The organism is Sedimentibacter sp., assembly GCF_033447055.1.
GTDB lineage: Bacteria > Bacillota > Clostridia > Tissierellales > Sedimentibacteraceae > Sedimentibacter.
Map to the genome: position 1 here is coordinate 1 of NZ_JAWQJF010000008.1, position 13,128 is coordinate 13,128.

Annotated in this window: 23 protein-coding genes; all 23 read left to right on the top strand. The window is 35.0% G+C overall.

The window, feature by feature from the left end; all coding sequences use genetic code 11:
- Nucleotides 1–10 precede the first annotated feature (10 nt).
- The 23 genes from rplE (at nucleotide 11) to truA (ending at nucleotide 12,939) form a co-directional block, all read left to right on the top strand.
- Nucleotides 11–550: a 50S ribosomal protein L5 gene (gene rplE, locus SA378_RS00580; RefSeq protein WP_318524073.1), complete on the top strand. Its 540-nt coding sequence runs from the start codon at nucleotides 11–13 to the stop codon at nucleotides 548–550.
- A gap of 15 nt (nucleotides 551–565) precedes the next feature.
- Entirely contained in the window at nucleotides 566–751 is a 186-nt protein-coding gene (locus SA378_RS00585; protein WP_318524053.1) for a type Z 30S ribosomal protein S14, read from the top strand.
- 30 nt (nucleotides 752–781) lie between these two features.
- Nucleotides 782–1,180, top strand: a complete 399-nt coding sequence (gene rpsH / locus SA378_RS00590) for a 30S ribosomal protein S8 (RefSeq protein WP_318524054.1) — start codon at nucleotides 782–784, stop codon at nucleotides 1,178–1,180.
- 24 nt (nucleotides 1,181–1,204) lie between these two features.
- A complete protein-coding gene (gene rplF, locus SA378_RS00595; RefSeq protein ID WP_318524055.1) occupies nucleotides 1,205–1,744 on the top strand; it encodes a 50S ribosomal protein L6 in 540 nt (179 codons plus the stop codon).
- 20 nt (nucleotides 1,745–1,764) lie between these two features.
- The gene (gene rplR, locus SA378_RS00600; RefSeq protein WP_318524056.1) at nucleotides 1,765–2,133 is read left to right on the top strand and encodes a 50S ribosomal protein L18; all 369 of its coding nucleotides are present in this window, start codon (nucleotides 1,765–1,767) and stop codon (nucleotides 2,131–2,133) included.
- Between the two features lie 14 nt (nucleotides 2,134–2,147).
- Nucleotides 2,148–2,657, top strand: a complete 510-nt coding sequence (gene rpsE / locus SA378_RS00605) for a 30S ribosomal protein S5 (protein ID WP_318524057.1) — start codon at nucleotides 2,148–2,150, stop codon at nucleotides 2,655–2,657.
- A 12-nt stretch (nucleotides 2,658–2,669) separates the two neighbouring features.
- On the top strand, nucleotides 2,670–2,846 hold the full coding sequence (rpmD, locus tag SA378_RS00610) for a 50S ribosomal protein L30 (RefSeq protein ID WP_318524058.1): 177 nt from the start codon (nucleotides 2,670–2,672) through the stop codon (nucleotides 2,844–2,846).
- 21 nt (nucleotides 2,847–2,867) lie between these two features.
- Nucleotides 2,868–3,308 (top strand): 50S ribosomal protein L15, encoded by a 441-nt coding sequence (gene rplO / locus SA378_RS00615; protein ID WP_318524059.1) that lies wholly within the window; start codon nucleotides 2,868–2,870, stop codon nucleotides 3,306–3,308.
- A gap of 1 nt (nucleotide 3,309) precedes the next feature.
- On the top strand, nucleotides 3,310–4,578 hold the full coding sequence (gene secY, locus SA378_RS00620; protein ID WP_318524060.1) for a preprotein translocase subunit SecY: 1,269 nt from the start codon (nucleotides 3,310–3,312) through the stop codon (nucleotides 4,576–4,578).
- Between the two features lie 15 nt (nucleotides 4,579–4,593).
- On the top strand, nucleotides 4,594–5,241 hold the full coding sequence (locus SA378_RS00625; RefSeq protein ID WP_318524061.1) for an adenylate kinase: 648 nt from the start codon (nucleotides 4,594–4,596) through the stop codon (nucleotides 5,239–5,241).
- A 1-nt stretch (nucleotide 5,242) separates the two neighbouring features.
- Complete coding sequence (gene map, locus SA378_RS00630) at nucleotides 5,243–5,989, top strand: type I methionyl aminopeptidase (RefSeq protein ID WP_318524062.1); 747 nt, start codon at nucleotides 5,243–5,245, stop codon at nucleotides 5,987–5,989.
- A gap of 10 nt (nucleotides 5,990–5,999) precedes the next feature.
- On the top strand, nucleotides 6,000–6,302 hold the full coding sequence (locus SA378_RS00635; protein ID WP_318524063.1) for a KOW domain-containing RNA-binding protein: 303 nt from the start codon (nucleotides 6,000–6,002) through the stop codon (nucleotides 6,300–6,302).
- Between the two features lie 3 nt (nucleotides 6,303–6,305).
- Nucleotides 6,306–6,524, top strand: coding sequence for a translation initiation factor IF-1 (gene infA / locus SA378_RS00640; protein WP_019229578.1), 219 nt, complete (start codon nucleotides 6,306–6,308; stop codon nucleotides 6,522–6,524).
- Between the two features lie 13 nt (nucleotides 6,525–6,537).
- Nucleotides 6,538–6,651, top strand: coding sequence for a 50S ribosomal protein L36 (rpmJ, locus tag SA378_RS00645; protein WP_019229577.1), 114 nt, complete (start codon nucleotides 6,538–6,540; stop codon nucleotides 6,649–6,651).
- Between the two features lie 52 nt (nucleotides 6,652–6,703).
- The gene (gene rpsM / locus SA378_RS00650; protein WP_318524064.1) at nucleotides 6,704–7,072 is read left to right on the top strand and encodes a 30S ribosomal protein S13; all 369 of its coding nucleotides are present in this window, start codon (nucleotides 6,704–6,706) and stop codon (nucleotides 7,070–7,072) included.
- A gap of 14 nt (nucleotides 7,073–7,086) precedes the next feature.
- Entirely contained in the window at nucleotides 7,087–7,488 is a 402-nt protein-coding gene (rpsK, locus tag SA378_RS00655) for a 30S ribosomal protein S11 (RefSeq protein ID WP_318524065.1), read from the top strand.
- 18 nt (nucleotides 7,489–7,506) lie between these two features.
- Nucleotides 7,507–8,130, top strand: coding sequence for a 30S ribosomal protein S4 (rpsD, locus tag SA378_RS00660; protein WP_318524066.1), 624 nt, complete (start codon nucleotides 7,507–7,509; stop codon nucleotides 8,128–8,130).
- Nucleotides 8,131–8,183: 53 nt separating this feature from the next.
- Entirely contained in the window at nucleotides 8,184–9,131 is a 948-nt protein-coding gene (locus SA378_RS00665; RefSeq protein WP_318524067.1) for a DNA-directed RNA polymerase subunit alpha, read from the top strand.
- Between the two features lie 20 nt (nucleotides 9,132–9,151).
- Nucleotides 9,152–9,493, top strand: a complete 342-nt coding sequence (rplQ, locus tag SA378_RS00670; RefSeq protein WP_318524068.1) for a 50S ribosomal protein L17 — start codon at nucleotides 9,152–9,154, stop codon at nucleotides 9,491–9,493.
- A 227-nt stretch (nucleotides 9,494–9,720) separates the two neighbouring features.
- Complete coding sequence (locus SA378_RS00675) at nucleotides 9,721–10,548, top strand: energy-coupling factor transporter ATPase (RefSeq protein ID WP_318524069.1); 828 nt, start codon at nucleotides 9,721–9,723, stop codon at nucleotides 10,546–10,548.
- Nucleotides 10,539–11,393, top strand: coding sequence for an energy-coupling factor transporter ATPase (locus tag SA378_RS00680; protein WP_318524070.1), 855 nt, complete (start codon nucleotides 10,539–10,541; stop codon nucleotides 11,391–11,393). Before SA378_RS00675 ends, SA378_RS00680 begins: the two co-directional genes overlap by 10 nt.
- Nucleotides 11,393–12,190 carry an energy-coupling factor transporter transmembrane component T gene (locus tag SA378_RS00685; protein ID WP_318524071.1) on the top strand — a complete coding sequence of 266 codons (798 nt, stop codon included), beginning with the start codon at nucleotides 11,393–11,395 and terminating at the stop codon, nucleotides 12,188–12,190. The genes SA378_RS00680 and SA378_RS00685 overlap by 1 nt, the downstream gene beginning before the upstream one ends.
- Nucleotides 12,184–12,939, top strand: coding sequence for a tRNA pseudouridine(38-40) synthase TruA (truA, locus tag SA378_RS00690; protein WP_318524072.1), 756 nt, complete (start codon nucleotides 12,184–12,186; stop codon nucleotides 12,937–12,939). The genes SA378_RS00685 and truA overlap by 7 nt, the downstream gene beginning before the upstream one ends.
- The last annotated feature ends 189 nt before the right edge of the window (nucleotides 12,940–13,128 follow it).

The following is a 13,128-nucleotide window of genomic DNA, read 5'->3' on the forward strand; positions in this document are numbered from 1 at the left end:
TACGAACTATATGGCTAGATTAAAAACGACATATAAAGAACAAGTAGTGCCCGCACTGATGGAAAAATTTCAGTATACAAGCATTATGCAGGCACCTAAGATAGAAAAAGTAATTATTAATATGGGCGTTGGTGAAGCAAAGGAAAATCAAAAATTCTTAGACAACGCAGTAGAAGAAATGACACTTATAGCAGGACAAAAACCTGTAGTGACTAAAGCTAAAAAATCTATTTCTAACTTTAAAGTAAGAGAAGGAATGGCAGTAGGCTGCAAGGTTACATTAAGAGGAGATCATATGTATGAGTTCCTTGATAAACTTGTGAATATTGCTTTACCGAGAGTTAGAGACTTCAGAGGAGTTTCAAAGACAGCTTTTGACGGAAGAGGAAATTACGCTTTGGGAATTAAAGAACAGTTGATATTTCCGGAAATCAATTACGATAAAATCGATAAAATAAGAGGTATGGACATAATCATAACAACCACAGCTAATACAGATGAGGAAGCTCGTGAGCTTTTGAAATTAATGGGAATGCCTTTTAGTAAGTAAGGGAGGGTTAAGAATATGGCAAAAACATCTCTAAAAGTTAAACAACAGAGAGAACAAAAATTCTCTACAAGAGAATATTCAAGATGCAAGATTTGTGGAAGACCTCATGCTTATTTAAGGAAATTCGGCATATGCCGTATATGCTTTAGAGAACTGGCTTATAAAGGTCAGATACCTGGCGTTAAAAAAGCTAGTTGGTAAAATTTTAAAAAATGGAAGGAGGTTACTTACATGGTAATGACAGATCCTATCGCAGATATGTTAACGAGAATAAGAAATGGCAATAAAGCAAAACATGAGTTTGTGGATGTACCAGCTTCTAAAATTAAGAAAGAAATTTCTAATATATTATTGGAAGAAGGTTACATTAAAGGCTTTGATGTTATAGATGACGATAAACAAGGTATTATTAGAGTAGAACTTAAATATCAGTCAAACAAAGAAAGAGTTATAACAGGCATTAAGAGAATATCTAAACCAGGTCTAAGAGTTTACGTAGGAAAAGATGAAACTCCAAAGGTTTTAGGCGGCTTAGGCATAGCTATAATTTCAACATCAAACGGAATCGTAACAGACAAAAAAGCAAGAGCACAGGGAGTTGGCGGAGAAGTAATCTGCTACGTATGGTAATAATAACGAATAGGAGGTGCTAAGATGTCAAGAATAGGTTTAAAGCCTATAACTATACCTGCAAATGTTGAAGTAAATATCGATAAGAACAACTACACAGTTGTTAAGGGACCAAAAGGACAGCTTGAACAGCAGTTGTCAAAGTTAATGAAGATTGAAATCGAAGGAACTGAAATTATTGTTTCAAGACCAAACGATGAAAAAGAAAACAGATCTCTTCATGGACTGACAAGAACTCTCATTAACAACATGGTAGTTGGTGTAACAGAAGGATATGTAAAAACACTTGAAATAGTAGGCGTTGGATATAGAGCACAAAAACAAGGAAGCAAATTAGTATTAAACTTAGGTTTTTCACATCCTGTTGAAATGGAAGATCCAAAAGGAATTGAAACAGCAGTTGAAGGAACTAATAAAATAGCAGTAAAAGGTATTGATAAACAGCAAGTAGGAAATTATGCAGCTGTAATCAGAGATTGGAGAAAACCTGAACCTTATAAAGGAAAAGGAATCAAATATACTGATGAAGTTGTTAGACGTAAAGCTGGTAAAACTGGTAAATAATTAAGAAAGGAGTGGGTGTATTGCTTAAAAAAATTGATAAAAATCAAAAGAGAAAAGAAAGACACTACAGTATTAGAAATAAAATCGTAGGAACTCCTGAGAGACCAAGATTAAATATATTTAAAAGCTCTAAGCACATATACGCTCAAGTAATTGATGATGCTACTGGAACAACTTTAGCTTGTGCTTCAACACAAGATAAAGAACTAAGAGATAAGGTAGCAGAGCTTACTAAGTCTGATGCAGCAAAATTAGTTGGTAAGGCAGTAGGAGAAAGAGCGAAAGATAAAGGTATAAATGCAGTAGTTTTCGACAGAGGCGGATATTTATATCACGGCAGAGTAAAATTACTTGCTGAAGGAGCAAGAGAAAGCGGACTTGAATTTTAATAAGGAGGTTAGTCATGGAGCAGCGTGGACGTATAGATGCAAGCCAACTGGATGTTAAAGAAAAAGTTATCAGCATCAACCGTGTTACTAAAGTTGTTAAAGGTGGTAGAAACTTTAGATTCAGCGTATTGGTTGTTGTTGGTGATGAAAATGGTCATGTTGGAATTGGAATGGCAAAAGCTATTGAAATTCCAGATGCTATAAGAAAAGCAATCCAGGATGCTAAAAAGAATATGATTGAAGTGCCACTGATTAACACTACAGTGCCACACGAAATAATCGGCAGATATGGCGCAGGTAGAGTTCTTGTTAAACCAGCTAAAGAAGGTACTGGTATCATAGCTGGAGGACCTGTTCGTGCAGTGTTAGAACTTGCAGGAGTTAGGGATATAAGAACAAAATCATTGGGATCAAACAATCCAAGAAATGTAGTAAATGCAACAATTGAAGCCTTAAAACTTCTTAAGAAACCTGAGGATGTAGCAAAAATCAGAGGAAAATCTGTAGAAGAAATTTTAGGTTAAGAGGTGAAAATTATGGCAATGATTAAAATAAAACAAACTAAGAGCAAAATAGGCAGAACTCCTAACCAGGTGAAAAATATTAAAGCTCTGGGATTAAGAAAAATAGGCCATGTAGTTGAAAAAGAAGATACTCCTCAAATTAGAGGAATGATCAAAAAAGTAGACTTCATGGTAGAGGTTACTGAATAAGACTATAAGGAGGTGTTAAAGATGAAACTTCATGAATTAAAACCTAGTCCTGGTAGTTCAAAAAACAGAAAAAGATTAGGAAGAGGAACAGCGACGGGACAAGGTAAGACAGCTGGTAGAGGTATGAATGGACAAAAATCACGTTCTGGTGGTGGAGTAAGACCAGGATTTGAAGGTGGCCAGATGCCTCTTTACAGGAGACTTCCAAAGAGAGGGTTTACTAATATTTTCGGAACACAATTTGCTGAGATAAATATTGAAGTGTTGAACAAATTCGAAGATGGAGCAGAGATTACTCCAGAAGTTCTTAAATCAGAGGGTATTTTGAAAAAACAACTTGATGGTGTAAAGATACTGGGAAACGGCGAACTTGCTAAGAAGCTTATAGTTAAAGCTCATAAATTCAGCAAATCCGCGGTGGAGAAAATCGAAGCTGCCGGCGGAAAAGCTGAGGTGATTTAAGTTGTTTGAAACTTTAAAGAATGCGTGGAAAATACCTGATTTAAGAAAAAGAATGACATTTACATTTTTAATGTTGGTAGTGTACAGATTAGGAGCTGTTATACCTGTTCCAGGTATAGACAAAGCGGTTGTTCAAAATATGTTTACAGGAACAGCTGGAGGTTTATTAGATTTCTTTGATATGATGTCTGGTGGAGCCTTCAAAGATTTTACAATATTTGCATTAAATATTTATCCGTACATTACGGCTTCAATTATTCTTCAGTTATTGGCAATAGCAATTCCAAAGTTGGAACAAATATTCAAAGCTGAAGATGGAAGAAAAAAAATGGCTCAGTGGACCAGATATGTAACAGTTATATTGGCGTTGATTCAAGCTACAGCATACAGTGTTGGATTCTTTAATTCAGCAATAATTGATCAAAGCTTTTTATCAATTTTGTCGGTAGTAATTGTACTTACAGCGGGAACAGCATTCCTTATGTGGCTTGGTGAGTTAATAACAGACAAAGGTATTGGCAACGGTATTTCACTAATAATAATGATAGGTATAGTATCTCGTTATCCATCTGATTTTGGAACTATGATTTACCAAGTTCAGAACGGAGTAGTAAACTTCCTTGAAATTATAATATTCCTGATATTTGCTTTACTAATAGTAGTTGGTGTTATAGCAATTCAGCAAGGTGAAAGAAAAGTGCCGGTTCAGTATGCAAAAAGAGTTGTTGGAAGAAAAATGTATGGCGGACAAAGCACACACATTCCTATGAAAGTGTTAATGGCTGGAGTTATGCCGGTAATATTTGCTTCTACGCTCTTGGCTATACCACAGACAATGGCATTCTTCTTCCCAAACATGGCAGAAGGCGTGCAAAAATATTTTTCAACAGCTCAAAGCCCTGGAATATATATTTATACAATATTAAATATAATACTTATAATATTCTTCACATATTTCTATACAGCGGTACAGTTCAATCCATTTGAATATTCAACTACCCTGAAGGAAAATGGAGGATTTATACCAGGTATTAGACCAGGCAGACCAACAGCAGAATATTTAAACAAAGTTTTAAACAGAATTACAATAGCAGGAGCAGTAGCTCTTGCAATAATAGCGACAATACCAACTTTAATATTATCATTTACAGATTTAAATATATACTTTGGCGGAACGGCACTGTTAATCGTAACCGGCGTAGCTCTTGAAACAATGAAGCAAGTAGAAGCTCAAATGTTGATGAGACACTATAAAGGATTTTTGAAGTAAAGAGAGGTAAGGAAAATGAGAGCAATTTTATTGGGACCTCCTGGAGCAGGCAAGGGAACTCAGGCAGAAACGATTGTAAAAGAATTTTCAATACCGCATATATCTACAGGAGATATATTCAGGAAGAATATTAAAGAAGGAACAGTTCTTGGGAAAAAAGCTAAAGAATATATGGATCAAGGTTTACTCGTTCCTGATGAATTGACAGTTGAATTAGTAAAGGGCAGATTGCTTGAGGATGACTGCAAAAATGGATTTCTTTTAGATGGATTTCCAAGAACAGTTTTTCAGGCTGATGAACTTGAAGAAGCTTTGAAAAGCATTAATCAGAAACTTGATTATGTTATAAATATAGAAGTAAGAAAAGAGCTTCTTATTGAAAGAGCTGTTGGAAGAAGGGTATGCGCTGGCTGTGGTCAAACATATCACATGTCATTCAACAAGCCTAAAAAAGAAGGAATTTGTGACAATTGCGGAGGCGAACTTCTTCAGAGGAAAGATGATACTGAAGAAACAGTTTCTAAAAGAATAAATGTCTACCAAGAGCAAACAGAACCTCTTATTGATTATTATACCAAAAAGAATATAATAGTTAATATAGACGGAGAGAAACCTATTGCTGAGGTTGGCAAAATCATTGTTGCAAAATTGAGGAATAATTAGTATGATTATCCTTAAGACTAGAAGAGAAATTGAAATAATGAGAAAAGCCGGACGTTTGGTTGCACAGTCTCATGAACTTGTGAGAAAGCATATTAAACCCGGAGTGACTACTAAAGAACTTGATCAGTTGGTTGAAGATTTCATAAGAAGCCAAAATGCTATTCCTACCTTTAAAGGTTATGGAGGTTTTCCGTATTCAATATGTGCTTCTGTAAACGAAGAAGTTGTACATGGATTTCCAAGTAAAAGAAAACTTATTGAAGGTGACATAGTAAGCATAGATATAGGAGCAACTTTTGGAGGATATGTAGGTGACAGTGCAAAAACATTTTTAGTAGGAGAAGTTGACGAAGAGAAAAGACGTTTAGTCGAAGCTACAAGACAAAGTTTCTATGAAGGAATTAAATTTGCAAAATCATCATACAGATTGTCTGATATATCACATGCAATTCAGCAGTACGCAGAGAGTCAAGGATTTTCAGTTGTAAGGGATTATGTGGGTCACGGAGTAGGAAAGGATATGCATGAATCACCGCAAATTCCTAACTTTGGGAAACCTGGTAAGGGGCCGCGGCTGCAAGCAGGTATGGTCCTTGCCATTGAACCTATGATTAACGCAGGAACATACAACGTAAAAGTTCTAGAAGATGGCTGGACTGTAGTAACTGTGGATGGGAGACCATCTGCACACTACGAACACACCATTGCAATAACAGATGGAGAACCAGAGCTTTTAACCGTATTATAGGGGTGATTTATTGGAATTAACAACAGATTTAAAAATTGGTCAAATAGTTAAATCAAAAGCTGGCAGAGATAAAGGAAGAATATTTATTGTATGTCAAGTTTTAGATGAGCAACATGTTTTAATATGTGACGGAGATCTTAGGAAACTAAGTTTCCCTAAAAAGAAAAAAGTTAAACATTTAGTAATTTATAATACAGTATTGACAGAATTTGCAGACGTGTTACAATGTAACAAAAATCTAGATGATGCATTTATAAGAAAGGTGTTAAAGCCTTATAATGAAAATGCATCTGTAGAAATGGAGGTTGAGTGATCAATGTCCAAGAAAGATGTTATAGAAGTCGAAGGAAAAGTCCTGGAAGCACTTCCTAATGCAATGTTCATAGTTGAGCTTCAGAACGGACACCAGATTTTAGCGCATATTTCTGGAAAACTGAGGATGAACTATATCAGGATTCTTCCGGGAGATACGGTAGCTGTTGAATTATCACCGTATGATTTAACAAGAGGAAGAATAACCTGGAGGAAAAAGTAAGGAGGTATTACAAATGAAAGTAAGACCATCAGTAAAACCAATGTGCGAAAAATGCAAGATCATCAGAAGAAAAGGTAAAGTTATGGTGATCTGTGAAAATCCAAAGCACAAACAAAAGCAAGGCTAATGATAACTAATTTATATATTAAGTAACTACTAAGGTAGGAGGTGTAAGCTTAATGGCCAGAATCGCTGGTGTAGATTTACCAAGAGAAAAGAGAGTTGAAATTGGTCTGACATATATTTATGGTATAGGCAGAAAAACTTCAAACCAAATATTAAAAGATACAGGCATTAACCCTGATACAAGAGTTAAGGACCTGACAGAAGATGAAGTACAACAGTTAAGAACTGAAATAGATAAGCATCCTGTTGAAGGTGATTTAAGAAGAGAAGTATTGTTGAATATCAAGAGATTGAAAGAAATCAACTGTTTCAGAGGCTTAAGACACAAAAAAGGATTGCCGGTTAGAGGACAAAATACTAAAAATAATGCAAGAACTAGAAAAGGTCCTAAGAGAGTTTCAGGAAAAAAATCTAAAAAGTAAAAGGAGGGACTTAAGTGGCAGCTAAAAAACAACAAAAAACAACAAGAGTAAGAAAAAGAGAACGTAAAAATATTGAAAAAGGCCAGGCACATATTAAGTCAACTTTTAACAATACGCTTGTGACTCTTACAGACTTGCAGGGAAATGCAATTTCATGGGCAAGTTCAGGCCAGTTAGGATTTAAGGGTTCAAGAAAATCTACTCCATTTGCAGCAAGCATGGTAGCAGAAGAAGCAGCAAAGAGAGCAATGGAACATGGCTTAAAAACAGTAGAAGTATACGTTAAAGGACCAGGCTCAGGCAGAGAAGCAGCAATAAGATCTTTGCAAGCAGCTGGACTAGAAGTGAATTTAATTAAAGATGTTACTCCAATACCACATAATGGTTGCAGACCACCAAAACGTAGAAGAGTATAATAGAAACGAGGTGAAAAGATGGCAAGATATACTGGACCTGTATGCAGAATATGCAGAAGAGAAGGAATAAAGTTATATTTAAAAGGTGACAGATGTTATACTGACAAATGTGCTTTGGCAAGAAGAAACTATGCACCAGGACAACATGGTCAAAACAACAAGAAACTTACTAACTATGGTATTCAGTTGAGAGAAAAACAAAAAGTTAGAAAATATTATGGCGTTTTAGAAGGACAGTTCGCTGAAGCTTTCAAAACGGCAGATAAAATGGCTGGTAAAACCGGTGATAACTTATTGAAATTGATGGAGCTTAGATTTGATAATGTAATATACAGATTAGGCTTTGCAAGCTCAAGACCAGAAGCTAGACAATTGGTAGTTCACGGTCATTTTACAGTAAATGGTAAGAAGGCTGATATTCCATCAATGACTCTTCAAGTTGGCGATGTAATAAAAGTTAAAGAAAAGAGCCAAAGCTCAGATAAATTTAAAACTTTAATGGAAAATCATAAGAAAACTGCTCCACAATGGTTGCAGGTAGAACCTGAGAACTTCACAGGAAGGCTTATAGCTGAACCTGTAAAAGAAGATATTGAAATACCAATAGAAGAGCATCTGATTGTCGAGTTATACTCTAAGTAGTAGGCATTAAGAATTATTACCCTCGGCAAACATCACATCTAAGGAGGGTTGGGATGATAGAAATAGAAAAACCTAATATTACGTTAATTGAAAAAAATGATGATAACACATATGGGAAAATAGTCGTTGAACCACTTGAAAGAGGTTATGGAACAACACTTGGAAATTCGCTCAGAAGGATACTTCTTTCATCATTACCAGGAGCAGCTGTTACTTCAATCAACATCCAAGGTGTATTGCATGAGTTTTCTACAATACCTGGAGTAAGAGAAGATGTAACAGAGATAATTCTTAATATTAAGAATCTGGCTGCTAAAATGAATGTGCCTGGACCTGTACAGCTTTTAATAGATGTAAAGGGACCTAAAGAGGTTACAGCAGCAGATATAATAACAGGCGGGGATGTTGATATAATCAACGAAAATTTGCATATTGCAACACTTGAAGAAGGTTCCGAACTCATAATTGAGATGGAAATAGAACAAGGAAGAGGATATGCAGTAGCTGAAAGAAATAAGAAGGACAGCCAATCAATTGGTGTAATTCCTATTGATTCAATATATACACCTGTTAAAAAAGTAAACTTCACAGTTGAAGACACTCGAGTTGGAAACAGAACAGATTTTGACAGATTGACTATAGAGATTTGGACTGATGGAACAATTGAACCTGAAGAAGCAGTTTCTTTAGGTGCTAAAATATTAAGTGAGCATCTCAACTTATTCATATCATTGACAGAACATATTAACGATGTAGAAATAATGATAGAAAAAGAAGAAGATGAGAAAGAAAAAGTATTAGAAATGACAATAGAGGAACTTGATTTATCAGTTAGATCTTACAATTGTCTGAAGAGAGCAGGAATTAACTCTGTTGAGGAGCTTACATACAAGTCAGAAGATGATATGATGAAAGTAAGAAACCTTGGAAAGAAATCTTTGGATGAAGTAGCAAAAAAACTTGAGGAACTAGGTTTATCTCTAAGAAAAAATGATAATTAGTTGTAAAAGGAGGACTAAGCATGGGTAGTCACAGAAAATTAGGTGTCACTACAGACCATAGAGTAGCAATGCTTCGAAACATGACTGCTGACTTGATTAATAACGGTAGAATTGTTACTACAGTAACAAGAGCTAAAGAATTAAGAAGAGTTGCAGAAAGAGCTATTACTCTTGGTAAAAGAGGAGACCTACATGCAAGACGTCAAGCATTAGCTTATATGTATGACAAAAATGCCGTTTATAAGCTATTTGAAGAAGTTGCTCCTCAATACAAGGATAGAAACGGTGGATACACTAGAATTCTAAAATTGGGACCACGCAGAGGCGATGGAGCAGAAATGGCAATAATTGAATTGGTATAAATTTTACAACTCACAGAAGTTTTTCTGTGGGTTGTTTTTGTATGCCCTAACCCCATTTTTCAGAGTGTTTTTTCTTTTGTGTGCCCTAACCCCATTTTTCAGAGTGTTTTTTCGCCCTATAAATTTGAATTAAGCATTTAAATTTAGTGTTGTAAAATAATGTGAATAATGATATTATCATAATGCGTCTTACACAGACGCATAATATAATTGAAAACAGGTGTATAATGGACGATTACATAATTAAAATAGAAAATGTCAAATATAAGTACGGCAAGGAAGACACCTGCTATGCTGTTGATGGTGTCAGTCTTAATATAAAAAAAGGTGAGTTTACTGCGATTATAGGACATAATGGATCCGGAAAATCAACATTGGCAAAACTTATTAATTCAATATTGCTTCCAACTGAAGGCAAAGTTTATGTTAAAGGCATGGATACAGCTGATGATTCTAAATTGTGGGATATAAGACAAAGTGCAGGAATGGTTTTCCAAAATCCAGACAATCAGCTTGTTGCTACGATTGTTGAGGAAGATATTGCATTTGGTCCTGAAAATCAAGGGGTTGAATCTTCTGAAATAAGAAAAAGAGTTGATGATGCTTTAAATGCTGTTGGGATGTACGAATACAGAAAAAGACCTCCGCATCTTTTATCAGGGGGTCAGAAGCAAAGGATTGCAATAGCTGGTATACTTGCACTTAATTCCGACTGCATCATATTGGATGAACCTACGGCAATGCTTGATCCTTCAGGCAGAAGAGAAGTAATGGAAACATTGAAAAAACTCAATGATCAAGGCAAAACCATATTGCTTATCACTCATTATATGGATGAGGCAGTCCAGGCTGAAAGAGTTGTAATAATGGATAAAGGAAATATCAAATTAGATGGTACTCCAAGAGACGTTTTTAGAAATATAGAAGTAATTAAAAAGTTTGGCCTCGATGTTCCTCAAGTAACTGAACTTGCACAGGAACTTGCAAAGGAAGGTCTCAATATACCGCCTGATATAATAAATGTAAAGGATTTGGTGGATTTGTTATGTCAATAAAAGCAGAAAATATAAAATATGTATACAGTGAAGGAACTCCTTTTAGAACTGTAGCTTTGGATAATTTGAATTTAGAAATAAGAGAAGGAGATTTTTTAGGAATTATTGGACACACAGGCTCCGGAAAATCAACTTTAATACAGCTTTTTAACGGTTTGGAATCTCCTACAGAGGGACAAATTATTGTTGATGGAACAATTGTTGGAGAAGACAAGAAAAAATTAAGCAAAATACGTCAGCTTGTTGGTTTAGTATTTCAATATCCGGAATATCAGCTGTTTGAAGAAACGGTGGCAAAGGATGTTGCTTTTGGACCTGTGAATTTAAACATTTCAAAAGAAGAAATAGATATAAGAGTTAAGGAAGCATTGGAATTAGTTGGATTTAACTATGATGAAATAAAAGATGTATCTCCTTTTGATTTATCAGGTGGGCAAAAGCGAAGAGTTGCAATAGCAGGTGTATTAGCGATGAAACCTCATTATCTTATTTTGGATGAACCTACTGCAGGACTTGATCCGGCAGGAAGAAATGAGATATTTTCACAAATTCAAACACTGCATAAAAAATCTAATGTAACAGTTGTACTTGTTTCGCACAGTATGGAAGATATAGCTAAATTAGTAAACAGAGTGATCGTATTATATAAGGGAAAAATACACATGGAAGGTACTCCAAAGCAAATATATTCCCAAGCAGAAGAACTTGAAAAGATAGGACTTGGAATTCCACAAGTTGCTCAAATAGTAAATGAACTTAGAAAATGCGGTTTCAATATTAAGCCGGATATACTTACAGTTGAAGAGGCAAAAGATGAAATTTTAAAAGAAGTGAGGAGAAGATAATGTTTAAGAATTTAACCATAGGGCAGCATTATCCTGTCGAATCACCTGTACATGATCTCGATCCAAGAGTTAAGATTATTATAACATTTATTTATATAATATCATTATTTTTGGTAGAAAGTTTTTCTACATATTTGATGGTTATTGTTTTTTTGGCAATAGCAATCAAAATATCAAAAGTGCCGATTAAGTTTGTAATAAAAGGCTTAAAACCAATATTAATGATAATTATTATCACTTTTGTGATAAATCTATTAATGACACCAGGAAAAATTATTTTTCAGGCCGGTTTTATAAAAGTAACAGAAGAAGGGTTACAGCAAGCAGGATTTATGGCTATTAGACTTACATTATTAATTATGGGTACATCATTATTAACTTTAACAACATCTCCCATAATTTTAACGGACGGTATAGAAAGCCTTTTAAAACCATTCAAAAGATTTGGATTGCCGGCTCATGAGCTTGCCATGATGATGACAATTGCTCTTCGTTTCATCCCTACATTAATGGAGGAAACTGAAAAAATCATGAAAGCTCAAAAATCAAGAGGTGCTGATTTTGAAAGCGGAAATATAATGAGTAGAGCAAAAAATTTAGTTCCCCTTTTAGTGCCGTTATTTATTAGTGCATTCAGACGTGCAGATGAATTAGCCATGGCTATGGAAGCTAGGTGCTACAGAGGCGGAGAAAACAGAACTAGGATGAGACAGCTTAAAATATCAAAGGGTGATTATCTTGCATCAATCTTTTTTGTTGTTTATTTTGCAGCGATAATTATATTTAAAATATGGTAAGAAATATTAAACTTATTATTGCCTACGATGGCACTAATTATAATGGGTGGCAAAGCCAATTAAATGGCACTACAATACAAGAGACCATAGAGCAGGCAGCGTACAAGGTAATGAAGCAAAAAATCAATTTAATAGGTTCCGGAAGGACTGACGGTGGAGTTCACGCTTTAGGACAAGTGGCTAATTTTACAGCTGACACAAGAATTGATGAAGATAAAATCAAAATAGCTTTAAATGCAAATTTGCCGCATGATATAAGGATAATTGATTCTGTAGATGTACCTTTAGAATTTAATTCGAGATTTGATGCCCATGACAAAACTTATATGTATCAAATATATAATGACAGGGTTGGAAACCCGTTTTACTCGAAATATTCATGCTTTGTACCGTCAAGATTGGATGTTGATAAAATGGGAGAAGCATTTAATCTTATTGTTGGAACGCATGATTTCAAAGGTTTTATGGCTGCAGGATCGCATGTAAAGACAACAATAAGAACTGTATATGATGTAAAGCTTGTAAAAGATAAGCAGATGATAAAACTATATGTGACCGGAAGCGGTTTCTTATACAACATGGTAAGAATTATTGCAGGAACATTAATTGATATAGGTAAGGGTAAGCTAGACAGTTCGTGCATTGAACAAGCATTTAAAAATTATAATCGAACTGTGCTTGGACATACATCCGGTCCTGAAGGATTGTTTTTAGTGAGCGTTAATTATAAAAAAGTGCTTGACTTTTAAAACTAAGTAATATAAAATGTCTAGAGTATGAGTTGAAGAGAAAAACCGGTCCAATGCCCCGGAGTTAGGTTTTTTGAATATACAAATAATTTAATAGTAGAAATACAGGAGGAAACAAGATGAAATGCTTCTTGGCTAAACCTAATGAAGTTGAAAGGGCATGGTTTGTTATAGATGCCGAAGGAAAAA